The 23,777-nt window shown below is 70.0% G+C and carries 19 protein-coding genes and 2 tRNA genes; 16 read left to right on the forward strand and 5 right to left on the reverse strand.

What is annotated here, in order from left to right; all coding sequences use genetic code 11:
- The first annotated feature begins 89 nt into the window (after window positions 1-89).
- A complete protein-coding gene (locus ABD329_RS35045) occupies window positions 90-908 on the forward strand; it encodes an ABC transporter ATP-binding protein (RefSeq protein WP_198278858.1) in 819 nt (272 codons plus the stop codon).
- Window positions 905-3,436 carry an ABC transporter permease gene (locus ABD329_RS35050; RefSeq protein WP_198278857.1) on the forward strand — a complete coding sequence of 844 codons (2,532 nt, stop codon included), beginning with the start codon at window positions 905-907 and terminating at the stop codon, window positions 3,434-3,436. The genes ABD329_RS35045 and ABD329_RS35050 overlap by 4 nt, the downstream gene beginning before the upstream one ends.
- Before the next feature lie 89 nt (window positions 3,437-3,525).
- On the opposite strand, the gene ABD329_RS35055 is transcribed toward ABD329_RS35050, so the two are convergent.
- A complete protein-coding gene (locus ABD329_RS35055; protein ID WP_344317411.1) occupies window positions 3,526-4,707 on the reverse strand; it encodes an acyltransferase family protein in 1,182 nt (393 codons plus the stop codon).
- Between the two features lie 616 nt (window positions 4,708-5,323).
- On the opposite strand from ABD329_RS35055, the gene ABD329_RS35060 reads away from it, so the two are divergent.
- Window positions 5,324-5,518 (forward strand): hypothetical protein, encoded by a 195-nt coding sequence (locus ABD329_RS35060; protein WP_037945927.1) that lies wholly within the window; start codon window positions 5,324-5,326, stop codon window positions 5,516-5,518.
- Window positions 5,519-5,671: 153 nt separating this feature from the next.
- On the opposite strand, the gene ABD329_RS35065 is transcribed toward ABD329_RS35060, so the two are convergent.
- A tRNA-Gly gene (locus ABD329_RS35065) sits at window positions 5,672-5,745 on the reverse strand.
- A gap of 179 nt (window positions 5,746-5,924) precedes the next feature.
- Between ABD329_RS35065 and ABD329_RS35070 the strand changes: the two genes are divergently transcribed.
- From ABD329_RS35070 to clpX, 5 genes are all read left to right on the forward strand, one after another.
- A tRNA-Pro gene (locus ABD329_RS35070) sits at window positions 5,925-6,001 on the forward strand.
- A gap of 155 nt (window positions 6,002-6,156) precedes the next feature.
- The gene (gene tig, locus ABD329_RS35075; RefSeq protein WP_198275443.1) at window positions 6,157-7,593 is read left to right on the forward strand and encodes a trigger factor; all 1,437 of its coding nucleotides are present in this window, start codon (window positions 6,157-6,159) and stop codon (window positions 7,591-7,593) included.
- A gap of 289 nt (window positions 7,594-7,882) precedes the next feature.
- Window positions 7,883-8,485: an ATP-dependent Clp protease proteolytic subunit gene (locus ABD329_RS35080; protein ID WP_171072767.1), complete on the forward strand. Its 603-nt coding sequence runs from the start codon at window positions 7,883-7,885 to the stop codon at window positions 8,483-8,485.
- 61 nt (window positions 8,486-8,546) lie between these two features.
- A complete protein-coding gene (locus tag ABD329_RS35085; RefSeq protein WP_037945933.1) occupies window positions 8,547-9,203 on the forward strand; it encodes an ATP-dependent Clp protease proteolytic subunit in 657 nt (218 codons plus the stop codon).
- A 181-nt stretch (window positions 9,204-9,384) separates the two neighbouring features.
- Window positions 9,385-10,671 (forward strand): ATP-dependent Clp protease ATP-binding subunit ClpX, encoded by a 1,287-nt coding sequence (gene clpX, locus ABD329_RS35090; RefSeq protein ID WP_037945935.1) that lies wholly within the window; start codon window positions 9,385-9,387, stop codon window positions 10,669-10,671.
- A 132-nt stretch (window positions 10,672-10,803) separates the two neighbouring features.
- Here clpX and ABD329_RS35095 read toward each other — a convergent pair whose 3' ends face one another.
- Genes ABD329_RS35095 through ABD329_RS35105 form a run of 3 tightly spaced genes read right to left on the reverse strand, consistent with a single transcriptional unit; the run spans window position 10,804 to window position 13,683 of the window.
- A complete protein-coding gene (locus tag ABD329_RS35095) occupies window positions 10,804-11,646 on the reverse strand; it encodes a hypothetical protein (protein ID WP_198275444.1) in 843 nt (280 codons plus the stop codon).
- 58 nt (window positions 11,647-11,704) lie between these two features.
- The gene (locus tag ABD329_RS35100) at window positions 11,705-12,694 is read right to left on the reverse strand and encodes a hypothetical protein (RefSeq protein WP_198275445.1); all 990 of its coding nucleotides are present in this window, start codon (window positions 12,692-12,694) and stop codon (window positions 11,705-11,707) included.
- Between the two features lie 53 nt (window positions 12,695-12,747).
- Window positions 12,748-13,683: a hypothetical protein gene (locus ABD329_RS35105; RefSeq protein ID WP_198275446.1), complete on the reverse strand. Its 936-nt coding sequence runs from the start codon at window positions 13,681-13,683 to the stop codon at window positions 12,748-12,750.
- Between the two features lie 118 nt (window positions 13,684-13,801).
- Between ABD329_RS35105 and ABD329_RS35110 the strand changes: the two genes are divergently transcribed.
- The 8 genes from ABD329_RS35110 to mreD all read left to right on the forward strand — a co-directional run bounded on the left by ABD329_RS35110 (window position 13,802) and on the right by mreD (window position 23,746).
- Window positions 13,802-16,489: a valine--tRNA ligase gene (locus ABD329_RS35110; RefSeq protein ID WP_198275447.1), complete on the forward strand. Its 2,688-nt coding sequence runs from the start codon at window positions 13,802-13,804 to the stop codon at window positions 16,487-16,489.
- 250 nt (window positions 16,490-16,739) lie between these two features.
- Entirely contained in the window at window positions 16,740-18,200 is a 1,461-nt protein-coding gene (locus ABD329_RS35115; RefSeq protein ID WP_198275448.1) for a peptidoglycan D,D-transpeptidase FtsI family protein, read from the forward strand.
- A 54-nt stretch (window positions 18,201-18,254) separates the two neighbouring features.
- Window positions 18,255-19,760 carry a bifunctional tetrahydrofolate synthase/dihydrofolate synthase gene (gene folC / locus ABD329_RS35120; RefSeq protein ID WP_198275449.1) on the forward strand — a complete coding sequence of 502 codons (1,506 nt, stop codon included), beginning with the start codon at window positions 18,255-18,257 and terminating at the stop codon, window positions 19,758-19,760.
- A 1-nt stretch (window position 19,761) separates the two neighbouring features.
- Window positions 19,762-20,115, forward strand: coding sequence for a DUF4233 domain-containing protein (locus ABD329_RS35125; protein WP_037945949.1), 354 nt, complete (start codon window positions 19,762-19,764; stop codon window positions 20,113-20,115).
- Window positions 20,116-20,189: 74 nt separating this feature from the next.
- Complete coding sequence (gene ndk, locus ABD329_RS35130; RefSeq protein ID WP_198275450.1) at window positions 20,190-20,603, forward strand: nucleoside-diphosphate kinase; 414 nt, start codon at window positions 20,190-20,192, stop codon at window positions 20,601-20,603.
- A 321-nt stretch (window positions 20,604-20,924) separates the two neighbouring features.
- Window positions 20,925-21,944: a rod shape-determining protein gene (locus tag ABD329_RS35135; RefSeq protein ID WP_198275458.1), complete on the forward strand. Its 1,020-nt coding sequence runs from the start codon at window positions 20,925-20,927 to the stop codon at window positions 21,942-21,944.
- A 143-nt stretch (window positions 21,945-22,087) separates the two neighbouring features.
- A complete protein-coding gene (gene mreC / locus ABD329_RS35140; protein ID WP_198275451.1) occupies window positions 22,088-23,032 on the forward strand; it encodes a rod shape-determining protein MreC in 945 nt (314 codons plus the stop codon).
- 6 nt (window positions 23,033-23,038) lie between these two features.
- Window positions 23,039-23,746: a rod shape-determining protein MreD gene (gene mreD / locus ABD329_RS35145; protein ID WP_138916133.1), complete on the forward strand. Its 708-nt coding sequence runs from the start codon at window positions 23,039-23,041 to the stop codon at window positions 23,744-23,746.
- Window positions 23,747-23,777 lie beyond the last annotated feature (31 nt).

The raw sequence follows: 23,777 nt of genomic DNA on the forward strand, positions 1-23,777 counted from the left end.
GGATACGCCGGTGGCCGTCATGGCTGCCGAGGGGCCGCGATCCGTACGTTCGAGGGGAATCGGGCGAACTCCTCGGAAGGGTCACCACCATGGGGCTGCGCAAGCGGCGACAGACAGCGGCGGCACCGCCCCCGCACCACGCCCATGCCATCGAACTCCACGGCGTCCAGCGCCGCTACGGGCGGGGCCGCACCGCCGTCCACGCCCTGCGCGGCATCGACCTGGCCCTTCCGCACGGCAGCTTCACCGCCGTCATGGGCCCCTCCGGCTGCGGCAAATCGACATTCCTCCAGTGCGCTGCCGGGCTCGACCGGCCGACCGCGGGGACCGTCAAACTCGGTGGCACCGACATCACCGGAATGAGTGAGAACAAGCTCACCGCATTGCGCCGCGCCCGCCTCGGGTTCGTCTTCCAGTCCTTCAACCTCCTCCCCTCCCTGACCGTCGAGCAGAACGTGCTGCTCCCGATGCGGCTCGCGGGCGCCCGCCCCGACCGCCGCCGGGCCCATGAGGTGCTCGCCCAGGTCGGTCTTGGGGAGCAGGCCCGGCGGCGGCCCGGTGAGCTCTCCGGCGGCCAGCAGCAGCGCGTGGCCATCGCCCGGGCCCTCGTCACCCGCCCCGACGTGGTCTTCGCCGACGAGCCGACCGGCGCCCTGGACACCAACACCGCCGCCGAGGTGCTCACCCTCCTGCGGCAGGCCGTGGACACGCTGGGCGCGACCGTGGTGATGGTCACGCACGACCCGGTCGCCGCGAGCTACGCCGACCGCGTGCTCTTCCTCGCCGACGGCGCGATCGCCGACCGGCTCCTCCGCTCCCCGGCCCACGAGATCGCCGAGCGGATAACCCGCCTCACCGCCCGCACTCCGGCCCCCGCCACGGCCTGGGCCGCGGAGGTGGTCCGGTGAGGCCGTTCACCAACGGACTGGCCCGCGCCGCCGTCCGTTTCAAGCCGTCCGCCTTCGCGGGCACCTTCGTCGCCCTGGCCGTGGCCGCGGCGATCGTGTCCGCGTGCGGCATCCTGCTGGAGACCGGGATCCGGGCCTCCGTCCCGCCGCAGCGCTATGCGGGCGCCCCGGTCGTGGTCGCCGCCGACCAGCGGGTGCACTACGTCATCGGCCACGGCGACGGCCGCTCGGACGAATCCGAGCAGGTCCCCGACCGCGCCCGGCTCGATGCCTCCCTGGTGGCCACCGCCGCCCGCACTCCCGGGGCCGCGGCCGCGGCCCCGGATGTGACCTTCCCGCTCCGCACCGCCCATGGGGCGCTCACCGGCCATGGCTGGGGCGCGGCGCCGTTCACGGGGGTGGCGCTCGCCTCGGGCGCGGCGCCCCGGGACGGCGAGGCGGTCCTCAGCCCCGGGGCCGCCCGTGCGGCGGGTACCGGCGTCGGCGGCCGGATCACGGTGACGGCGCCGGACGGCCGCCACACGTTCCGGGTCTCCGGTGTGACCCGTAAGGCGGGCGGCGCCGACGGCGACGGCCTTACGGCGTGGTTCACCGACCACCGGGCCCGGGCGCTGAGCGGCCATCCCACCACCGTGGACGCCGTCCTCGTCCGCCCCCGCCCCGGCACCACCGCCGACCGGCTGGCCGACCGACTGGAGCGGGCCGTGAAGGGCGCGGCGCACTCCCCGCGCGTGCACACCGGCGGCGGCCGCGGCGCCATCGAGGAGCCCGCGCTCGCGAACGCCAGGGAGACGCTCATGGGGCTCGGCGGCTCCTTCGGCGGCATCGCCACCGCCGTCGCCGTCTTCACCACCGCGGGCACCGTCGCCCTCTCGGTTGGCCAGCGCGGCCGCGAGGTGGCCCTGCTGCGGGCGATCGGCGCGACCCCGCGCCAGATCCGCCGCTCCGTCGCGGCCGAGGCGCTGCTGGTCGCCCCGCTCGCGGGCGCGGCCGGTCTGCTGCCCGGCTACGCGCTCGCCCGCTGGTGGTTCGGACAGCTCAAGGCGAAGGGCGCCGTCCCCGGGCCCGTGGAGCTCTCGGTCTCCTGGATCCCGCTCCTCGTCGCCGTCGGCGCGGGCCTCCTCACCTCGCTCCTGGCCGGCCTGATGGCCGCTCGCCGCCCGGCGCGGATCCCGCCGGGGCGGGCGCTCGGCGAGGCGGCCGTGGAGCGGCTGCGGCCCGGTGTGATCCGTACGGTCCTCGGCGTCGCGGCCCTGGTCGGCGGCATCATCATGACCGGCGTCGCCGCCTCCGCTTCCGGCGACGACGCGGCCAACGCGGCCCTCGGGGTCGTGATGCTCTTCATGCTCGCCGTGGCCCTGCTCGGCCCGGTCATCGCCCGCCTGTGTGCCTGGCTGATCGGCCTGCCGCTGCGCGCCGGGTCGGCGCCCGCCCATCTGGCCTCGGCCAACAGCCGGGCCAACGCCCGCCGCCTGGCCTCGGCGATCACCCCGATCGTGCTGGCCATGGCGTTCGCCTCGACCCTGGTCTTCATGCACACCAGTGAGGACCACACGGGCGCCCGCCAGCGGCGGGCGGGCATCGTCGCCGACCAGGTGATCTCCGCCCCGGAGGGGCTGCCGTCCGGCGCGGCGGCCCGCGCCGCTTCCGTACGGGGCGTGGCCGCGTCCGTGGGGCTGCTGCGCACCGGGGTGCTGGTCCCGGTGGGCTCGGGCGACGGCCGCTGGCTGCGGACCGCGTCGGCGCAGGGCGTCTCCGGGAGCGGCCGTGACCTGGCGGCCGTACAGGACCTGGACGTCCGTAAGGGGCGCCTGGACGCCCTGGGACCGGGCCGGGTGGCCGTGGACGGGCTGCTGGCGAAGGCGGCGCACGCCCGTATCGGCCAGCGGCTCGCCCTCCATCTCCCGGACGGTACGACGGTCTCGCCCACCGTGGTCGCGATCTACGGGCGCGGTCTGGGGATCGCCGAGCTCACGCTGCCCCGTACGGCGCTGTCCGGCCATGTGACATCGGCGTTCGACAGCGATGTGCTGGTGCGGGACACCGAAGGCGCCGACCGTAAGGCCGTCGCCACCGCGCTCGGCAGGCGGCTCGGCGAGGACGTCACGGACCGGGACGGCTATGCGGCGGCCCAGGACGAGGAGCGGAAGCTGAACGCCTGGGCCAACACCGTCATGGCGGGCGTTCTCGGCGGCTTCGCGGCCGTCGCCGCCGTCAACACCCTGGTGATGACCGTGCTGGACCGCCGCCGCGAGCTGGGCATGCTGCGGCTGATCGGCACCACCCGGCGGCAGGTGCTCGGGATGGTGCGCTGGGAGGCGCTGCTGGTGGCCACGGCGGGCATCGGCCTGGGCACGGCTATCGCACTGGCCACGCTCGTGCCGATGATGCGCGGCCTGACCGGCGAGGACCCGTACGTCCCGCCGCTCACCTACGCGGGCTTCGCGGGCACCGCCGTGGCGCTGGGCCTCGCGGCGACGGCACTCCCGGCCCGCGCGGCGCTGCGCCGCACGACGCCGAAGCCGTGAAAGGCGCCGGCCCGGCGCCGGAGCCGAGAAAGGGCTGGCCCGTGGGGATCCGCGGTCCAGCCCTTCGTGTCGTGGCGGCCGTTGGCGCGCTAGGCCGCCGTCGTCGTACGGCTGCGGGCCTGTTCGGCGGGGTCCTTACGGAAGGCCCAGGCCATCTTCGGCTCCATGGCGAAGCGGAAGGCGCGCTGAACGGGGGGCGTGCACAGCACGGTGACCACACTGGCGGCGATGATCGTGACCGCGATCTCACCCAGCGGCTTGTGCAGCCACTGGTAGTCGTCGAACCAGCCCCAGAACCGGGAGCCCTTGGCCAGGAAGCCGTGCAGCAGATAGCCGTACAGCGTTCCGGCGCCCAGCACCGTGAACCACATGTGGCGTCGTGGCACCCAGGCGAAGAAGCAGCTGACGAGCACGACCGAGCAGCCGAAGAGGGCGAGCGTCATCACCGGGCCGGTCCACGGCGGCGCACCCAGCTCCTGGACGCTGTCGCGGTGGTAGAACCACGCCGAGTTCATCCGCGGTGCCGCCCAGTAGGCGAACACGAGGGCACACGCGAAGATCGGCACCGACGCGATCCGCACCGAGCGGCGCCGGATCATCTGGAAGTGCTCGGGCCTCATGCACAGGCCGAGGATGAAGAACGGCAGGAACTGGAGCACCCGCTGCATGTCCAGGTCGTCGCCGATGTCGGGCGAGACCGCGGCCAGCGTGGCGACGGCGAGCGCGAGCGGGAGCGGCCAGCGGACCAGCTTCCAGATCGGAGTGGTCAGCCGCCATACGAACAGCGCGATCAGGAACCAGGTGAGGTACCAGGGGTCCAGCAGGCTGAAGTCATATGTCGGATCGTCGTCCGCCCAGCGCTTGAACAGCGTGTACGCGACCTCGAAGATCACATAGGGCACCGCGATGCCGGTGATCAGGCGCTTGAGCCGGTCCGGCCGCATGTCGAAGCTGCGCGAGAAGTAGCCGGAGATCACGATGAAGGCCGGCATGTGGAAGGTGTACACGACCATGTACAGCGCTTCCGCGGTGCGGCTGGTGTCGGTGAGCGGCTCCCAGGAGTGGGCCATCGCGACCAGCACGATCGCGAGGTACTTGGCGTTGTCGAAGAACGCGTCCCGCTGTTTGGGCTGCTGCCCGGCGGGGGAGGCGGCGGGCGGGGTGGTCGCCTGCTGCCCTGGTTCGTCGGCCCGCGGCGAGGGGGGAGTGGGCGCCGCCTCCTGGGGGAGCGGGGTCCGCTGATAACCGTGCGGGCGCAGGGAGTTGGTCACAGGCCCTCCCACCAGGAACTGGGGGAGACCACCCGACACCTCACCGCGCGTGGGGGAGTCATGGCAGCGTGAAACATCTGAGGCACGATAGCGCCGAAACCTGTATTGCGTAAAACCTCGTTGAGTTTGCTTTCCGTTCATAGTCTTCGCATCGCGGCCGATAGTCGTTCCCGGTAAGTCGACCGAGGAGTCGACAAAGCGATGCGATCATTCGATATCCGGACGCAGACTGTCCGTTCTGATGGCTTTCATCCCGCTTAATTGGGGCATATGCCCCGCAGGAGGCTCTGGCGGAATGTCTGATTCATTGATGTTTTGTCACCCTGTCGAGTGACCACCGAGTGAATTCCGAATTCCTGCCCGGGGCCATCCGGAGTGATCGGAATTCACCGCTCGGGCGGCTCGCCGAGTTGTGGGGAGTGTCACCCGTAACCCTTTGAATGAACGGTTCCCGGACGGGTACCGGAGGGGTGGGTGCCGTGTGCACATGTGACCGTTTATCGCTCCACCCCACTGCTGAGCGGCGGGAGTTGATGGCACGATGGTGGCTGCGGGGGTGTGCGGGGTCGCGTGCTTCCGGGGCCTGTGAGACGTGTGCGACCGAGGGTGGGATGTTGTGGCCATTTCCCTGTCATTGGTACTGCTGGTGGGCATCATCCTGGTGTTCATGATCCGCAATGGCCGGGTCAAGTGGGGGCCGGCCCTGGTCGCGATCCTCTTCGGGTTCCTGCTCGCCTCGTCCAATGTCGCACCGGACATCCAGAAGTTCCTCGACTCGGCCGCCGAGGCCATCGCCGACATCAACCCCTGATCGCCGACCCCGGCATCCGATCGCCGACCCCCGGCATCGACTCCCGAGGCATCCGCCCCCGCGTCCCGGGGAGCGGGTGCCCGTGACGCGCGCGAGTGTGCGCGAAAGCGAACGGCCCGGCTCCGGGAAAACCCCGGGCCGGGCCGAAAGCCATGGAGCGGGCGACGGGAATCGAACCCGCGTAGCCAGTTTGGAAGACTGGGGCTCTACCATTGAGCTACGCCCGCACACGCCGCGTACGCGGATGCACCGGTCTCCCGGACACCCCCGCCCAGGCATGATCACCCGGTTCGCGGCACGGCATGCATCGTAGCGGTTCCCGACCGTTCCCCGCACACCCTTGCCCACCAGTCGAATAACCGGCAGCCGGGGCGTCCGCGGGCATGTACCCTACGTGTCGCACCGACGGGGTGTGGCGCAGCTTGGTAGCGCGTCCGCTTTGGGAGCGGAAGGTCGTCGGTTCGAATCCGGCCACCCCGACCAGCCACAGACGTCAAGATCGCGTTGTGGGGCCCGACATGCTTGCGGTTACTATGCAAGCTGCGTGTCTGTGTCTTTTTAACCGGACGCGAATCCGCTGCGACGCGACAGCGCACCGCAGCTGAACACCACACGTCAGCCCCCAAGGAGACCGAACCGTGAAGAGCGCCGTGGAGAACCTGAACCCGACCCGGGTTCGGCTCACTGTCGAGGTGCCCTTCGAGGAGCTCAAGCCCAGCCTCGACGCGGCGTACAAGAAGATCAACCAGCAGGTCACGGTGCCTGGGTTCCGCAAGGGCAAGATCCCGGCCCGCATCATTGACCAGCGGTTCGGTCGTGGCGCCGTGCTGGAGGAGGCCGTCAACGAGGCGCTCCCGAAGTTCTACACCGACGCGGTCAACGAGGGTGAGCTGAACCCGCTCGGCCAGCCCGAGGTCGACATCACCGAGCTCAAGGACAACGAGCTGCTGACCTTCACCGCCGAGGTGGACATCCGCCCGGCGATCGAGATCCCGGACTACTCCGGCATCGAGGTCACCGTCGACGCCGTCGAGGTCTCGGACGAGGACATCGACAAGTCCGTCGAGCAGCTGCGGGAGCGCTTCGCCACCACCAGCCCGGTGGAGCGCGCCGCCGCCGAGGGCGACATCGTCGTGATCGACCTCGAGGCCAAGGTCGACGGCGAGGTCCTGGAGGACGGTGTCGCCACCGGCGTCACCTACACCATCGGCTCGGGCGAGCTGCTGGACGGCATCGACGAGGCCGTGACCGGCCTGGAGGCGGGCGGCGAGGCCACCTTCACCTCCGAGCTCAAGGGCGGCTCCGCCCAGGGCAAGGAGGCCGAGGTCTCGGTCAAGGTCTCCGAGGTCAAGGCCCGTGAGCTGCCCGAGCTCGACGACGACTTCGCCCAGCTGGCCAGCGAGTTCGACACCCTCGAGGAGCTGCGCGGCGACAGCCGTACCCGCCTGGAGCGGTCGAAGAAGTTCGAGCAGGCCACCCAGGCCCAGGAGAAGGTGCTGGACGCCCTGCTGGAGCTGGTCGAGGTGCCGATCCCGGAGAAGCTCCTCCAGGACGAGATCAACACCCGTAAGCACAACCTCGAGCACCACCAGCTCGGCCAGATGGGCCTGAACCTCGACTCGTACCTCGAGATGCAGGGCAAGACCGCCGAGGAGTTCGACGCCGAGCTCAAGGAGCAGGCCGAGAAGGGCATCCGGACCCAGTTCGTCCTCGACGAGCTGGTCAACAAGGAGCAGCTGTCCGTCGGCCAGGAGGAGCTCACCGAGCACCTCATGCGCCGTGCGCAGTCCTCCGGCATGAGCCCTGACCAGTTCGCCCAGGCCGTCGTCGAGGGCGGCCAGGTGCCGATGCTCGTCGGCGAGGTCGCCCGCGGCAAGGCGCTGGCCGTGGTGGTCGAGGCCGCCAAGGTCGTCGACGACAAGGGCGAGACCGTGGACCTGGACGACGAGGAGGACGAGACCGGCGAGACGGTCGAGGCCACCTCCGAGACCGCCGAGGAGCCCGCCGCGGCCGAGGCGGAGGCCGCCGAGGCGCCCGCGGAGTCCGAGGAGAAGCAGGACAAGGCCGAGAGCTGATCCCGGTCCGCTCCACAGCCCGTACGAACGGGCCCGAACGTCTGCACGCGTCCGGGCCCGTTCGTGTTCCGCGACGCCGGTCCGGCGCCGGGACATGCGCTCAGAGCGAACAGTTCCTGATGCGGGATGGCGCCCGCCGACCAGCGCGTTAGGGTCCGTAGATACGAGGGCAGGGGAGTCTCGCGAGCCCGCCGACCACATCGGCGGCCAGGCTCCCACACCCCAGAAGAAGACGCTGAGACGGCCAGTTAGCCGTCAGAGACGAGCAGGTGGATACGTGACGAATACCATGCCTTCCGCCGCCGGCGAGCCGACCGTCGGTGGCCTCGGCGACCAGGTCTACAACCGGCTGCTCGGCGAGCGGATCATCTTCCTCGGCCAGCCGGTCGACGACGACATCGCCAACAAGATCACGGCTCAGCTGCTCCTGCTCGCCGCCGATCCTGAAAAGGACATTTACCTCTACATCAACTCCCCGGGCGGCTCGATCTCGGCGGGCATGGCGATCTACGACACCATGCAGTACATCCAGAACGACGTGGTCACCATCGCGATGGGCCTCGCCGCCTCCATGGGTCAGTTCCTGCTGAGCGCGGGGACCCCGGGCAAGCGCTTCGCGCTCCCCAACGCCGAGATCCTGATCCACCAGCCCTCCGCGGGTCTGGCGGGTTCCGCCTCGGACATCAAGATCCACGCCGAGCGGCTGCTGCACACCAAGAAGCGCATGGCCGAGCTGACCGCCTTCCACACCGGTCAGACGGTTGAGCAGATCGTCCGTGACTCCGACCGCGACCGCTGGTTCTCCGCCGACGAGGCCAAGGAGTACGGCCTGGTCGACGACGTCATGACGTCCGCCTCCAGCGTTCCGGGCGGGGGCGGCACCGGGGCCTGAGGCCCGCCGTCCCGTAGCCGACCTCCAGCCCTCAGATCGCCACAGGATGGTGAAGACCCAGATGAGCAACTTCCCCGGCAGCGGCCTGTACACCGGCCCGATGGCCGAATCCCGCTATGTCGTTCCGCGCTTCGTCGAGCGCACCTCCCAGGGCATCCGCGAGTACGACCCGTACGCCAAGCTCTTCGAAGAGCGCGTGATCTTCCTGGGTGTCCAGATCGACGACGCCTCGGCCAACGACGTCATGGCGCAGCTGCTGTGCCTGGAGTCGATGGACCCGGACCGTGACATTTCGGTCTACATCAACTCTCCCGGCGGCTCGTTCACCGCGCTGACCGCCATCTACGACACGATGCAGTTCGTCAAGCCCGACATCCAGACGGTGTGCATGGGCCAGGCGGCGTCCGCCGCGGCCGTGCTGCTCGCCGCCGGTACGCCGGGCAAGCGGATGGCCCTGCCCAATGCCCGGATCCTGATCCACCAGCCGTACAGTGAGACCGGGCGCGGTCAGGTCTCCGACCTGGAGATCGCGGCCAACGAGATCCTGCGGATGCGTTCGCAGCTCGAGGAGATGCTGGCCAAGCACTCCACGACGCCCATCGAGAAGATCCGCGACGACATCGAGCGGGACAAGATCCTCACGGCCGAGGAGTCCCTGGCGTACGGTCTTGTGGACCAGATCGTCTCCACCCGTAAGACCTCGGTCGGTCTCGGCTGAATCTTCGGTGGAAACACCCCCCTTGGACCGAGTAGGTCCAAGGGGGGCCCGAACCGGGGGCCCGGCAAGGTACCGTCATAGAGGGCTGAGGGCCCCGGCCCACGGGAAAGAAGCAGAAAGCGCAGCGCAAGCACCCGGTTCCGCGGAGCAAAGCGGATCCAAGGCGAAGGGGAAGCACCTCGTGGCACGCATCGGTGACGGCGGCGACCTGCTCAAGTGCTCGTTCTGCGGGAAGAGCCAGAAGCAGGTGAAGAAGCTCATCGCGGGCCCGGGCGTGTACATCTGCGATGAATGCATCGATCTCTGCAACGAGATCATCGAGGAGGAGCTCGCCGAGACCTCCGAAGTGCGCTGGGAGGAACTCCCCAAGCCGCGCGAGATCTATGAATTCCTCGAGGGCTATGTGGTCGGCCAGGAGGCCGCCAAGAAGGCGCTCTCGGTCGCCGTCTACAACCACTACAAGCGGGTCCAGGCGGGCGAGAACGGCGGCCACAACCGGGACGACGGCATCGAGTTGGCCAAGTCCAACATCCTGCTGCTCGGCCCCACCGGCTCCGGCAAGACCCTGCTCGCGCAGACCCTCGCCCGGATGCTCAACGTGCCCTTCGCCATCGCCGACGCCACCGCGCTCACCGAGGCGGGCTATGTCGGCGAGGACGTGGAGAACATCCTCCTCAAGCTGATCCAGGCCGCCGACTACGACGTCAAGAAGGCCGAGACGGGCATCATCTACATCGACGAGATCGACAAGGTGGCCCGCAAGAGCGAGAACCCCTCGATCACCCGCGATGTGTCCGGCGAGGGCGTTCAGCAGGCGCTGCTGAAGATCCTGGAAGGGACCACGGCGTCGGTGCCGCCGCAGGGCGGCCGGAAACACCCGCACCAGGAGTTCATCCAGATCGACACCACGAATGTGCTGTTCATCGTGGGCGGCGCCTTCGCCGGTCTGGAGAAGATCATCGAGGCGCGGGCGGGCGCCAAGGGCATCGGTTTCGGCGCCACGATCCGCTCCAAGCGCGAGATCGAGGCGAGCGACCAGTTCCAGGAGGTCATGCCCGAGGACCTGGTGAAGTTCGGAATGATCCCGGAATTCATCGGCCGTCTCCCGGTCATCACCTCCGTCCACAACCTCGACCGCGAGGCGCTGCTGCAAATCCTGGTCGAGCCGCGGAACGCCCTGGTGAAGCAGTACCAGCGGCTGTTCGAACTCGACGGGGTGGAGCTGGACTTCGACCGCCCGGCCCTGGAGGCCATCGCCGACCAGGCGATCCTGCGCGGCACCGGGGCCCGGGGCCTGCGCGCGATCATCGAGGAGGTGCTGATGTCGGCGATGTACGAGGTGCCCTCCCGCAAGGACGTGGCCCGCGTCGTCATCACCGAGGACGTCGTGCACTCCAATGTGAACCCCACGCTGGTGCCCCGCACCCGCGGCACCGAGCCGGGCGAGCGGCACGAGAAGAGCGCATAGCCGCACCCGCACGCGTAGCCGCCCCCTGGCGGCCGGATGCGTAGCCGCCCCGCTGAGGGCATACGAAGAGGGCCCCGGTCCCCCGGGGCCCTCTTCGTGTCGTACGCGCCCTGTGGCCGCTTTGCGGGCGGTTCAGGCGGGCTTGCGGGTGTCCTGGTAGATGCCCGCGGTCACCTTGGCGAAGGACTCCATGTCGGCGTCGGACGCCGAGGTGTTCTCCGCGTTGACGTCGAGCACCATCGCCGCGTCCGTCTCCTCCGCCCAGACGCAGGCCGGGGCGTAGATCCGGTCGTAGAGCTTGACCACCTCGCACTCCACCGACGGGCCGTCAGCGCCCTTCGGCTGGAACCGCTTGCGCTTCCGCTCCACCGTGGGGGAGCCGTCGCCGCCCGCGAAGCCCTTGAACATCTCGTCGCGGACCGTGTCCGGGTCGCTGATGTCGCCGTACATACCGGAGAAGGCGAGCCCCGAATTGTCGTCGTCCGACCGCTTGTACTGGGCCAGGACCGAGGTCGCGCCCTCGGGCATGCTGCCCTGCACGCTGGTGCCCTCGTTGTCGAGGTCGTCCGTGCCCTTGTCCAGCGTGTAGGTGCCGTCGGCGAGCTCCTTGGGCGTGACCAGCTTCATCGCCTTCGGGCCGTCGTCACCGCCGGACAGCACCACGGCGCCGGTGACGATCGCGCCCACCACCACGAGCCCGGCCACCGTCACCGCGATGATCTTGGTGCGGTTGCCGCCCCCGCCGGCCGCGGGCGGCGCGGGGTAGGGCGGCTGGCCGTAGGGACCCGCCTGCTGCGGGTAGCCGTAGCCCTGCGGGGGCTGCGCCTGCGGATAGCCGTACCCCGGTGTCTGCGCGTACGGGTTGGGCCCCGCGGGCTGCTGCTGCCCCCCGCCGTACGGATGGGGCTGGGCGCCCCCGTACGGGCCGGGTCCGCCGCCGTAGGGCCCCGGCGGCGGTGGCTGGTTGTGGCTCATGGCTGTGGGGGTCCCCCTCCGGATCGGCTGTGGCCTGTGGACTGCGCGGCCCGCTCGGCTACTTGATCTCCACGCGCGCGTCGGTGCGGACCTTCGCGGTGATCTCACCGGCCTCGTCGAGCGACATGCTCTTGCCGGACAGCGCCGCGGCCGCGTCGGAGACGACCACATAGGCCACCGTGCTGTTGTCGCCCCACATGCAGATCGGGATCGAGAAGCCCTTGGTGGGTATGCCGCTGGAGCCGGAGTCCCCGGTCGGGGTGAACTTGGTGTTCTGGCACTTCATCACGGCGTTCTCGAAGCCGCTGGGCGTCACGGTCTCGGGGTCGCCCACGAGCTCGGCCTTCATCCCATTGCTGGTGGAGGGGTCCTTCTCGGCCTCTTGCGCGATCTTCGAGAAGGCGCCGTCGACGACCGCCTCGGGGTCCTTCACCTCGCCCCAGACGCCGTTGAGCTGCAACTGCTTGGCGCTCATGCCCTCGCCGGACTTGTACTCGGCGCTCTCGGTCTTGGGGTTGGTGACGCCGAACTTCTCGAAGTCATCCGCGTCCGAGGAGGTGAGCCCGCCCCCGCCGGAGGAGCTCTTGGTGTAGTCGCCGGCCACCGTCGCGGGGGTGGTGAGCTTGTACCGCTTGCCGTCGTCGGCGACCTTACCGCCGCCACCGCTGTCGTCCCCGCCCTTGAACATCAGGACACCGCCGACGACCGCGGCCACCACGACCACCGCGCCGATCGCGATCGCCAGGCCCTTCTTGTTGCCGCCGCCCTGGCCCGGGCCCGGCTGGTACGGCCCCGGCATGCCCGGCTGGCCGTACGGCTGCTGCTGGGCGTACGGGTTCGGCTGCTGGCCGTAGGGGCCCGGCTGGCCCTGCGGCTGCCCGGGATAGCCGTAGCCGGGCTGGGGCGGCTGCTGCGGCTGTCCGTAGGGACCCGGCTGACCCGGCTGCTGCGGGTAGCCGTAGCCGGGCTGGCCGGCCGCTCCACCCTGCCCGTAGGGACCCGGCTGTTGGGGCTGCTGGCCGTAGGGGCCCGGCTGGTTGTAGCTCATCTGTATCCCTCGTTAGAAATCGTGCTGTTGTGTTGCTGTGCGCCGACCGCGGGCTAGCCCTCGACCTCGACGCGCGCGTCCTTGCGCACCTTGGCCGTGATGCCGGCGGCGTCCTCAAGGGACATGCCACCACCGAGCACCGCGGCCGCCGGATCCGCCATGACCGTGACGCCCAGGGTGTCCTTGTCGCCCCAGACGCACGCGGGGGCCTCCATGGATCCCTGATCCGAGGTGAACTTCATGGACTGGCACTTCAAAACGTCCCCGTCGAAACCGTCCGGGGAGAACGTCTGGGGACTGCCCTTGGCCTGCGCGGTGCCGTTGTCCTGGAGCGTCTTGACGATGACCGCCAGCGCGAGGTCCGCGCCCCGCTCCGGGTCGGTCACCTCGCCCCATACGCCGGTGAACTTCAGCATCTCCTTACCGGAGGTCTGGTAGTCGGCCGCCACCAGATGCGGGTCCTTGACCACCGGCACCTGCTGGAGGTCCTTCCGGCCCGCCGCGGACAGATCGCTGTCGTCCGTGCCCGAGCCCTGGCGCTCGTAGTCCGAGGCCACGGTCTCGGGCGTGGTCAGCTTGTACGGGCCGCCGCTGCCGCCGCCGAACAGCGCGAACGCCCCCGCCCCCAGCGCCGCCACGACCACCACCGCGCCGACCGCGAGACCCACCTTCCTGCCCTTACCGTTGCCACCGGCCGCCGGCCCCGGGGGCGGCGGCGTCTGGGGCCCGCCGTAGTAGCCCGGGCCCTGCTGGGGCGCGGGGGCCTGCTGGGGCGGCTGGCCGTACGGGTTCGGCGGCTGTCCGTAGGGGTTCGGCTGGCCCTGCGGCTGCCCGGGGTAGCCGTAGCCGGGCTGGGGCGGCTGCGGCGGCTGTCCGTAGGGACCGGGCTGCTGCGCGTACGGATTGGGCACGGGAGGCTGACCGGCGCCGTACGGCCCTGGCTGGCCCCCATAGGGGCCGGGCTGCGGCGGCGGCTGCTGATGGCTCATGTGCCTCTCCTTATGCGCATGACAGGTACCAAACATCCTTCCCGACGCCCTCGGGCGCCTCGGCGCCGGGGCCACAACGGGTTCGTAACGGAAGGCCGCGGCCCTTTAGACTGCGGGCGTGACCGAGAACTCTTCGCAGCGCCCCGCGAGCGGGCCGAACAGCCACCCCGAACTGCCGACCCAGTACGCGCCGGCCGATGTAGAGGGGCCGCTGTACGAGCGCTGGGTAGAGCGCGGTTACTTCGAGGCGGACGCGAAGAGCGACAAAGAGCCCTACACCATCGTCATCCCGCCCCCCAATGTGACCGGCTCGCTCCACTTGGGCCATGCCTTCGAGCACACGATCATCGATGCGCTCACCCGGCGCAAGCGAATGCAGGGCTTTGAGACGCTCTGGCAGCCGGGGATGGACCACGCCGGTATCGCCACGCAGAACGTGGTCGAGCGCGAGCTGGCCAAGGAGGGCGTCTCCCGCCACGACCTGGGCCGCGAGGCGTTCGTCGAGCGCGTCTGGCAGTGGAAGAGCGAGTCCGGCGGGCAGATCTCCGGCCAGATGCGGCGCCTGGGCGACGGCGTGGCCTGGAACCGCGAGCGCTTCACCATGGACGAGGGGCTCTCCAAGGCCGTCCAGACGATCTTCAAGCGGCTCTACGAGGACGAGCTGATCTACCGCGCCGAGCGCATCATCAACTGGTGCCCGCGCTGTCTTACGGCCATCTCGGACATCGAGGTGGAGTACGACGACGATGACGGCGAGCTCGTCTCGATCCGGTACGGCGACCTGGAAGAAGGGGCGGCGCGCAGCGCCTCGGTTGAGGGTGGTGGCGGGCGACGGGCGGGCACTTCCATTGTCGTCGCGACGACCCGCGCCGAGACGATGCTGGGCGACACCGCGGTCGCCGTCCACCCCGACGACGAGCGCTACCGCCACCTGGTCGGCACCGAGATCGAACTGCCGCTCACCGGCCGCCGGATCCCGGTCGTCGCCGACGAGCACGTCGACCCCGAGTTCGGGACCGGCGCGGTCAAGGTCACCCCGGCCCACGACCCCAACGACTTCGAGATCGGTCAGCGGCACGGCCTGCCGAACCTGACCGTCATGGACGAGCACGCGGTCATCACCGCCCACGGTCCCTTCCAGGGTCTGGACCGGCTGGAGGCGCGCAGCGCCGTCGTCGGCGCGCTGCGCGCCGAGGGCCGGATCGTGGCCGAGAAGCGCCCGTACACCCACTCCGTGGGCCACTGCTCGCGCTGCAAGACCACCATCGAGCCGCGGCTGTCCATGCAGTGGTGGGTCAAGGTCGGCCCGCTGGCCAAGGCCGCGGGCGACGCGGTCCGTGACGGCCGGGTGAAGATCCACCCGGAGGACATGTCGAAGCGCTACTTCGACTGGGTCGACAACCTCCACGACTGGTGCATCTCGCGCCAGCTGTGGTGGGGCCACCGGATCCCGGTCTGGTACGGGCCGAACGGCGAGGTCGTCTGCGTCGGACCGGACGAGCAGCCGCCGAGCGGCGAGGGCTGGCACCAGGAGACCGATGTCCTGGACACCTGGTTCTCCTCCGGCCTGTGGCCGTTCTCCACGCTCGGCTGGCCCGATCGGACCGAGAGTCTGGAGAAGTTCTATCCGAACTCGGTCCTGGTCACCGGCTACGACATCCTCTTCTTCTGGGTCGCCCGGATGATGATGTTCGGCCTGTACGCGATGGACGGCACCCCGCCGTTCCACACCATCGCGTTGCACGGCATGGTGCGGGACGAGAACGGCAAGAAGATGTCGAAGGCGTTCGGCAATGTCGTCAATCCCCTGGACTGGATGGACCAGTACGGCTCCGACGCGGTCCGCTTCACCCTGGCCCGGGGCGCCAACCCCGGCGTGGACGTCCCGATCGGCGAGGACTGGGTCCAGGCGTCCCGCAACTTCGCCAACAAGATCTGGAACGCGACCCGCTTCGCGCTGATGAACGGCGCCACGGTCGAGGGCGAACTGCCCGCCCCCGAGCGGCTGTCGGCCACCGACCGCTGGATCCTGTCCCGGCTGAACGCGGTGGTCGCCGAGGTCGACGCGTACTACGAGGACTACCAGTTCGCCAAGCTCTCCGACGTCCTCTACCACTTCGCGTGGGACGAGGTCTTCGACTGGTACGTCGAGCTGTCCAAGACCACCTTCGCCAAGGGCGGCGCGGAGGCCGACGCCGCGCGGCGCGTCCTCGGCGAAGTCCTGGACGTCACGCTGCGGCTGCTGCACCCGGTGGTCCCGTTCGTCACCGAGAAGCTGTGGACCTCGCTGACCGGCCAGGAGTCCGTCGTCATCGCGGACTGGCCGGGCGACAGCGGTTTCCGGGACGAGGCGGCCGAGCGGGAGATCGAGAACCTCCAGCAGGTGGTCACCGAGGTCCGCCGGTTCCGCGCCGACCAGGGCCTCCAGCCCGGTCAGCGGGTCCCGGCCCGGCTCGAGCTCTCCGGCACCTCGCTGGCCGCCCATGAGGACGCGATGCGCTCCCTGCTGCGCCTCCAGCCGGCCGGTGAGGACTTCACGGCCACCGCGTCGCTGCCGGTGGCGGGCGCGACCGTGGCCCTGGACCTGTCCGGCGCGATCGACGTCGAGGCCGAGCGCAAGCGGCTGGCCAAGGACCTCGCCGCGGCCGAGAAGGACAAGGCGCAGACGACCGCGAAGCTGTCCAACGAGGGCTTCCTGGCCAAGGCCCCCGACCATGTCGTGGAGAAGATCCGCACCCGGCAGGCGACCGCCGATGCCGATATCGCCCGGATCACCGCCCAGTTGGCGGCCCTCCCCAAGGGCTGACCACCGAGGACCAAGGGCTGACCACCGAGGGCCAAGGGCCGACCACCGAGGAGCACCGGTCGCACCGCGGCGCCCCCGCCGGAATCCGGCAGGGGCGCCGCGGCGCGACCGGTGTGTGCGATGTGCCACAGGCGCCCCGGAGAAGCCCCACAGACGCCTCACAGGCACCACACAGCAATGCCCCACCGGGAACCAAACACTGCCTTCAGGGAGTTATCCGGCCGTACGTCCCGGAAGGAGCTCCCCCTCCATGAACAAGCCGCTGAGAAGGGCATCGGTGTTCTCGCTGCTGCTCGTCCTGGCCCTGCTCGCCTGGACCACCTATGTGCAGTTGGCGAGAGGCGAGAGTCTCCGGGAAGACCCGCGCAACGCCCGGGTGGCGATCTCCGAGTACGCCGGGCCGCTGGGCGACATCATCGCCGGCGGCAAGCCGGTCACCGGCTCGGCCGCCACCAAGGGCGACCTGAAGTACAAGCGCACCTACCCGGACGGGAAGCTCTGGGCGCCGATCACCGGCTACGCCTCCCAGTCCTACGGCAGCACTCAGGTGGAGGCCCTGGAGCGGCAGGTGCTCGACGGCTCCGACAGCCGGCTGAAGAACCCGCTCGAGGCGGTGACGCGGGAGCGGTCCAAGCCCGGCGACGTGATCACCACGATCAACCCCGCCGTGCAGAAGGCCGCCTACGAGGGGCTGGGGAACAAGACCGGCGCGGCCGTGGCGATCGACCCCACCAGCGGCGCCGTCCTGGGCCTGGCCAGCACCCCCTCGTACGACCCCGGCACCTTCGCGGGCTCCTCCACGGAGGACCAGAAGGCGTGGACCGCGCTCCAGAAGGACGACAAGCAGCCGATGCTGAACCGCGCGCTGCGCCAGACGTACCCGCCGGGCTCGACCTTCAAGGTCCTGGTCGCCGCCGCGGCGCTGGAGAACGGGCTGTACTCGTCGGTGGACGAGCCGACCAAGAGCCCGGATCCGTACCGGCTGCCGGGCACGGTCACCGACATGCACAACGAGAACAGGTCGGCGCCCTGCGAGAACGCGAACATACGCACCGCTTTGCAGTACTCGTGCAATACGGTCTTCGCGAAGATGGCCGTGGACCTCGGCCAGTCCAAGGTGGCGGCGGAGGCCAAGAAGCTGGGCTTCGACGATGCCAAGCTGGACATCCCGGTGCGCGCCGCGAAGAGCACCTACCCGAGCGGGATGAACGACTCGCAGACGGCCCTGACCGGTATGGGGCAGTTCGATGTGACGGCCACTCCGCTCCAGATGGCGATGGTCTCCTCGGCCATCGCGAACGACGGCAAGCTGATGACCCCGTACGAGGTCGACCGGACCACGGACGGCAGCGCGTCCGCCCTGGACCGGACCTCGGCCAAGACCTACAGCCGGGCGATGTCCGAGCACACCGCGTCCGAGCTCCAGTCCGCGATGCGGACGGTCGTCGACCAGGGCACCGGGACCAACGCGAAGATCCCCGGGGTGACGGTGGGCGGCAAGACCGGCACCGCCCAGCACGGTGAGAACAACAGTGCCAATCCGTACGCGTGGTTCATCAGTTACGCGGACGCCGGCGGCGGCCACAAGGTCGCGGTCGCGGTGGTGGTCGAGGACAGCGACGCGGCCCGCGCCGACATCTCCGGCGGCGGTCTTGCGGGGCCGATCGCCAAGTCGATGATGAAGGCGGCATTGGCCGATACCGGCTCGTGACCGTGGGGATGGCGCTGGGCCGGGTTGTCACCCCTCCCTCGTAGACTGGTCGGCGTGAGCGAGGAGCGCCCCCAGAACGAGTCCGATGAGTTCGAAGAGATCATCGGAGCCGAGACCGACCGCGACCCCGATCTGGCGGTGATCGAGGCCGGCAGCCGGACGCTGCGTGCGCAGTCCGGGCCGCCGCAGGGGGACGGCATCCCGGCCCGCCCGGCCGACCCCGAGGTGGACCGCGCCCTGCGGGAGGTGGAGGGCGAGCTGGCCCGGCGCTGGCCGGAGACCAAGCTGGACCCGTCGCTGGTGCGGATCGAGTCGCTGATGGACATCCTCGGCTCGCCGCAGCGGGCCTATCCGTCGATCCACATCACCGGTACGAACGGCAAGACCAGCACCGCCCGCATGATCGAGTCGCTGCTGGGCGCCTTCGAGCTGCGCACCGGCCGCTACACCAGCCCCCATGTCCAGTCGATCACCGAGCGGATCAGCCTGGACGGGGCGCCGATCTCCGCCGAGCGGTTCATCGAGACGTACCAGGACATCCGGCCGTACATCGAGATGGTCGACGCCCAGCAGGAGCACCGGCTGTCCTTCTTCGAGGTGCTCACCGGAATGGCGTACGCGGCCTTCGCGGACGCGCCGGTCGACATCGCGGTGGTCGAGGTCGGCATGGGCGGCTCCTGGGACGCCACCAATGTGATCGACGCGGGCGTCGCGGTGATCATGCCGATCTCGCTGGACCACACCGACCGGCTCGGCACCACTCCGGAGCAGATCGCCGTCGAGAAGGCCGGGATAGTGAAGCAGGACGCCACCGTGGTGCTCGCGCAGCAGCCGGTGGAGGCCGCCTCGGTGGTGCTCAAGCGCGCGGTCGAGGTGGACGCCACGGTCGCCCGTGAGGGCATGGAGTTCGGTGTGCTGTCCCGGGAGGTGGCGGTCGGCGGTCAGCTGCTGACCCTGCGCGGCCTCGGCGGGGAGTACACCGATGTCTTCCTCCCGCTGCACGGCGCCCACCAGGCGCACAACGCGGCGATGGCGCTGGCGGCCGTGGAGGCGTTCTTCGGCGTCGGCTCCCAGCACGCCCGTCCGCTCGACATCGACACCATCCGCTCCGCCTTCGCCTCCGTGACCTCGCCCGGCCGGATGGAGGTCGTGCGCCGCAGCCCCACCGTGGTGCTGGACGCCGCGCACAACCCCGCGGGCGCCCGTGCCGCCGCGGCGGCGGTCACCGAGTCCTTCGACTTCAGCCGGCTGATCGGGGTGGTCGGGGCGAGTGACGGCAAGGACGTCCGCGGTCTGCTGGAAGCCTTCGAGCCGATCTTCGCCGAGGTCGTGGTGACCGGCAATTCCAGCCACCGCGCCATGGACCCGGACGAGCTGGCCGCGATCGCCGTCGAGGTCTTCGGCTCCGACCGGGTCCAGGTCGAGCCGCGGCTGGACGACGCTCTGGAGGCCGCCATCACCCTGGCGGAGGAAGAGGGCGAATACGCCGGAGCGGGCGTTCTGGTGACCGGGTCGGTGATCACGGTCGGCGAGGCCCGGCTCCTCCTGGGAAAGGGCTGATATGCGAACGCTGTGCGCTTCCACCCTCATCGGCGAGTTCTTCGTGATCGGCTTCGCCGGGCTGGTCGCGATGAAGACGTCCGGGCTGTCCACGGGCACCGTCTGGACGGTCAGCGGAATCGCCATGGGGCTGTGTGTGCTGCTGTGCGGGCTGCTGAGCCGTCCGGGTGCGGTGCAGATCGGCTGGGCCCTCCAGATCGGGCTGGTGCTGAGCGGTTTCGTGGTGCCCACCATGTTCTTCCTCGGGGCGGTCTTCGCCGCGCTGTGGTGGGCCTCGGTCCATTTCGGCCGCAAGGTCGACGAGGCCAAGGCGCGGTTCGCGGCGTCCTCGGCCGCCTCGCCTGACACTGCGTGACGTGGCCCTCGTTCCCCCATGTAGCCTCTGCCTCACAGCCCCGCCGCAGGTCTTTTCCCGAAGGAGCCCCCACCGTGAGCCAGCGCACGCTCGTCCTGCTCAAGCCCGACGCCGTCCGACGTGGACTGGTGGGCGAGATTCTGGGGCGGATCGAGAAGAAGGCGGACTGGACGATCAGCGCCCTCGAGCTGCGCCGGCTGGACCGTGAGGTCCTCGAGCAGCACTACGCCGAGCACGTCGGCAAGCCGTTCTACGAGCCGCTGGTGGAGTTCATGGCCTCCGGCCCGGTCGTGGCGCTGGTGGCCGAGGGGGAGCGAGTGATCGAGGGCGTCCGGGCGCTGGCCGGGCCGACCGACCCGATCGCCGCGGCGCCTGGCTCCATCCGTGGCGATTTCGGCACCATCGTTCGGGAAAATCTGATCCATGCCTCCGACTCGGCGGAGTCCGCCGAACGGGAAATCAAGATTTTCTTTCCGGGGCTCGCCTGATCCCGATCCGATCGTTACTGATCGGCCATCAGTTTGATCGTCTGCTTGCCACACCCCTGCTGACCTGGGGGCGGCCGAATTACCCGGCCGCCCTTCGGCATATGCGAGCCGATCGGGGGAACGCATCTCCGCGACACGACGTCACCATTAGAGGAGGCGGGGTCGTGTTCTGCTGACAATGGCGGAGGACCCCCGCAGCGTGTTCGAGCGGGCGTGACTACGATGAAGCTTCCGCGCCTCGCAGCGCACACCCATCCTGCCGACCTCAAGCAAGCAATCGCTCCAGCAGGGAAGGCCTGACGTATCCTCATGGGGAACAACATGTCGTTCATCGGCCGTGACATGGCTGTCGACCTCGGGACCGCCAACACGCTGGTGTACGTCAGGGGCCGCGGGATCGTCCTCAACGAGCCATCCGTCGTCGCCATCAACACCAACACCGGCGGAATTCTCGCCGTGGGCGCCGAGGCGAAGAAGATGATCGGCCGCACCCCTGGCAACATCGTCGCTGTGCGTCCGCTCAAGGACGGCGTTATCGCCGACTTCGAGATCACCGAGCGGATGTTGCGGTACTTCATCCTCAAGATCCATAAGCGACGGTATCTCGCCCGGCCCCGAGTGGTCGTCTGTGTGCCGTCCGGTATCACCGGGGTCGAGCGCCGTGCCGTCATCGAGGCGTCCACCCAGGCGGGCGCCCGTCAGGTGCACATCATCGAGGAACCCATGGCGGCGGCCATCGGCTCCGGCCTTCCGGTCCACGAGGCCACCGGCAACATGGTCGTGGACATCGGCGGCGGCACCACCGAGGTCGCCGTCATCTCGCTGGGCGGCATCGTCACCGCGCAGTCCATCCGGGTGGCGGGCGATGAGCTGGACAACGCGATCATCCAGCACATCAAGAAGGAGTACAGCCTGCTGCTCGGCGAGCGCACCGCCGAGAACATCAAGATCACCATCGGCTCGGCGTACGAGAGCGACGAGGAGGAGCACACCGAGATCCGCGGCCGTGACCTGGTCAGCGGCCTCCCCAAGACCGTGGTGATCTCCGCCGCCGAGGTCCGCAAGGCCATGGAGGAGCCGGTCAACTCGATCGTCGACGCGGTCAAGACCACTCTCGACAAGTGCCCCCCGGAGCTCTCCGGCGACGTCATGGACCGCGGCATCGTGCTCACCGGCGGCGGTGCGCTGCTGCGCGGCCTGGACGAGCGGCTGCGCCGCGAGACCGGGATGCCGATCCACATCGCCGAGGACCCGCTGGACTCCGTCGCACTCGGGTCCGGCAAGTGCGTGGAGGAGTTCGAGGCGCTCCAGCAGGTGCTGGACGCCCAGCCCCGCAGATGACAACCCGGCGGACCGGCCGTGCGGGTGGTTGGCTGCCCGTGCGGCGGAACGCTGATATACAGGCATAAGGCTCCCCAGGACCGACCGGGTCAGCACATCCCCCGCAGCGGTCCGACTTCGACGAGGAAGGCACGTCGCCGCACGTGAGGGACACACGAGAGAGCCGGCTGCTCCTGGTGCTGCTGGTCGCCATCGCGTTCGCGCTGATCACGGTGGATATCCGCGGCGGCGAGGACTCACCCCTCGACGGCGCCCGGCACGCCGCCGCTTCCGTCTTCGGGCCCGTGGAGGACGGCGTCGCCTCCGCAGTGGACCCGGTCGGCAACGCGGTCGCCGCCGTACGGGAATCCGGTGACCGGCACGACCGGGTCCGCCGGTTGGAGGAGGAGAACACCAAGCTCAAGCAGCGGCTCGGCAACAACGCCCGTGACCGTGCCCGCTCCGCCGAGCTCGACAAGCTGCTCAAGACCGCCGGCGCCGGTCAGTACGGCATCAAGGGCGCCCAGGTCATCGGCATCGGCGCCGCCCAGGGCTTCTCCTGGACCGTCACCATCGACATGGGCAGCGGCGACGGCATCCGCCGCGACATGACCGTCATCAACGGGGACGGGCTGGTCGGCCGGGTCACCACCGTCGGCTCCTCGACGGCCACCGTGCTGCTCGCCATCGACCCGGACTTCACCGTCGGCACCCGTATGGAGGGATCGGGCGAGCTCGGTTTCGCCACCGGGCGCGGCGACCGCTCGCTCCATGTGCAGCTCCTCAATGGCAAGGCCCGGATCAAGAAGGGCGACCGGATGGTCACCTTCGGCTCCCAGGCGGACAAGCCGTTCGTCCCCGGGGTCCCGGTCGGCAAGGTCGTCGGCGTCGATCCCACCGGGGGCGATCTGACCCGCACGCTCCGGGTGCGCCCGTACGTCCGGTTCAGCAAGCTGGACATCGTCGGGGTCGTCGTCCAGCCGCCGCGCGTCAACCCGCGGGACAGCGTGCTCCCGCCCAAGCCCGCGAAGCCCAAGCCGACGCCCACGGTCACCGTCACGGCCAACCCCTCCGCCTCCGCCACCGGCCCGGCCGCCAACAGGAGCTGACCGATGCTGCACCTCAACCGGATCGTCCTGTCGACCTGCCTGGTGGTCTTCGCCCTCGTCGTCCAGATCTGCGTACTGGCCCGCCTCCAACTGCCCGGCGCCGTGCCGGACCTGCTGCTGCTCGTCGTGCTCGGCCTCGCGCTCGTCTACGGCCACACCGGTGGCGCGCTCATCGGCTTCGGCGCGGGGCTGCTCGCCGACTTCGCCCCGCCCGCCGACCACGCCGCCGGCCGCTATGCCCTGGTGCTGTGCGTCATCGGCTATCTGGCCGGGCTCGCCAAGCCCGAGAGCGGCCAGCTCAGGTCGGCCACCGGACCGATGCTGGTGGTCGTGGCGGCGGCCATCGGCGCCACGCTGCTGTACGCCGGGGTCGGCATCCTCGTCGGCGACGACGCGGCCCGTCAGGTGGGCCTGGGCAAGCTGCTGTTCACCGCGGCCCTCTACGACCTGCTGCTGGCGCCCTTCACGGTGCCGCTGATCATGGGGCTCGCCAGACGGAGTGAGAACGATCCGATGGCCGACAGCGCGGGTGGCGGCGAGAGCCCGTCCCGCTGGATCAGCACGGCGGGCGGCGTCAGCACCGGCCGGATCGGCCGGATGAGCCGGCTCAGGCGCCCGGGCCGGGCGCCCCGGATCGGCAGCCAGCGCGGCGGGCTGCTGGCCCGCACGGGGAAGAACAGGACGGCACGCATCAAGGGGGTCAAGCGCCTGTGAGCAATGCCCTCCCGTCGCCCACCGCCCTCCT

Source organism: Streptomyces javensis (genome assembly GCF_039525925.1).
Classification (GTDB): domain Bacteria; phylum Actinomycetota; class Actinomycetes; order Streptomycetales; family Streptomycetaceae; genus Streptomyces; species Streptomyces asiaticus.

What these genes read in the sequence shown, in the direction of transcription:
- ABD329_RS35045 (WP_198278858.1), top strand. Translation starts at nt 90, where the DNA reads ATGGGGCTGCGCAAGCGGCGACAGACAGCGGCGGCACCGCCCCCGCAC.
- ABD329_RS35080 (WP_171072767.1), top strand. Translation starts at nt 7,883, where the DNA reads ATGCCTTCCGCCGCCGGCGAGCCGACCGTCGGTGGCCTCGGCGACCAG.
- ABD329_RS35085 (WP_037945933.1), top strand. Translation starts at nt 8,547, where the DNA reads ATGAGCAACTTCCCCGGCAGCGGCCTGTACACCGGCCCGATGGCCGAA.
- ABD329_RS35095 (WP_198275444.1), bottom strand. Translation starts at nt 11,646, where the DNA reads ATGAGCCACAACCAGCCACCGCCGCCGGGGCCCTACGGCGGCGGACCC.
- ABD329_RS35100 (WP_198275445.1), bottom strand. Translation starts at nt 12,694, where the DNA reads ATGAGCTACAACCAGCCGGGCCCCTACGGCCAGCAGCCCCAACAGCCG.
- ABD329_RS35105 (WP_198275446.1), bottom strand. Translation starts at nt 13,683, where the DNA reads ATGAGCCATCAGCAGCCGCCGCCGCAGCCCGGCCCCTATGGGGGCCAG.
- ABD329_RS35115 (WP_198275448.1), top strand. Translation starts at nt 16,740, where the DNA reads ATGAACAAGCCGCTGAGAAGGGCATCGGTGTTCTCGCTGCTGCTCGTC.
- ABD329_RS35125 (WP_037945949.1), top strand. Translation starts at nt 19,762, where the DNA reads ATGCGAACGCTGTGCGCTTCCACCCTCATCGGCGAGTTCTTCGTGATC.
- ABD329_RS35135 (WP_198275458.1), top strand. Translation starts at nt 20,925, where the DNA reads ATGTCGTTCATCGGCCGTGACATGGCTGTCGACCTCGGGACCGCCAAC.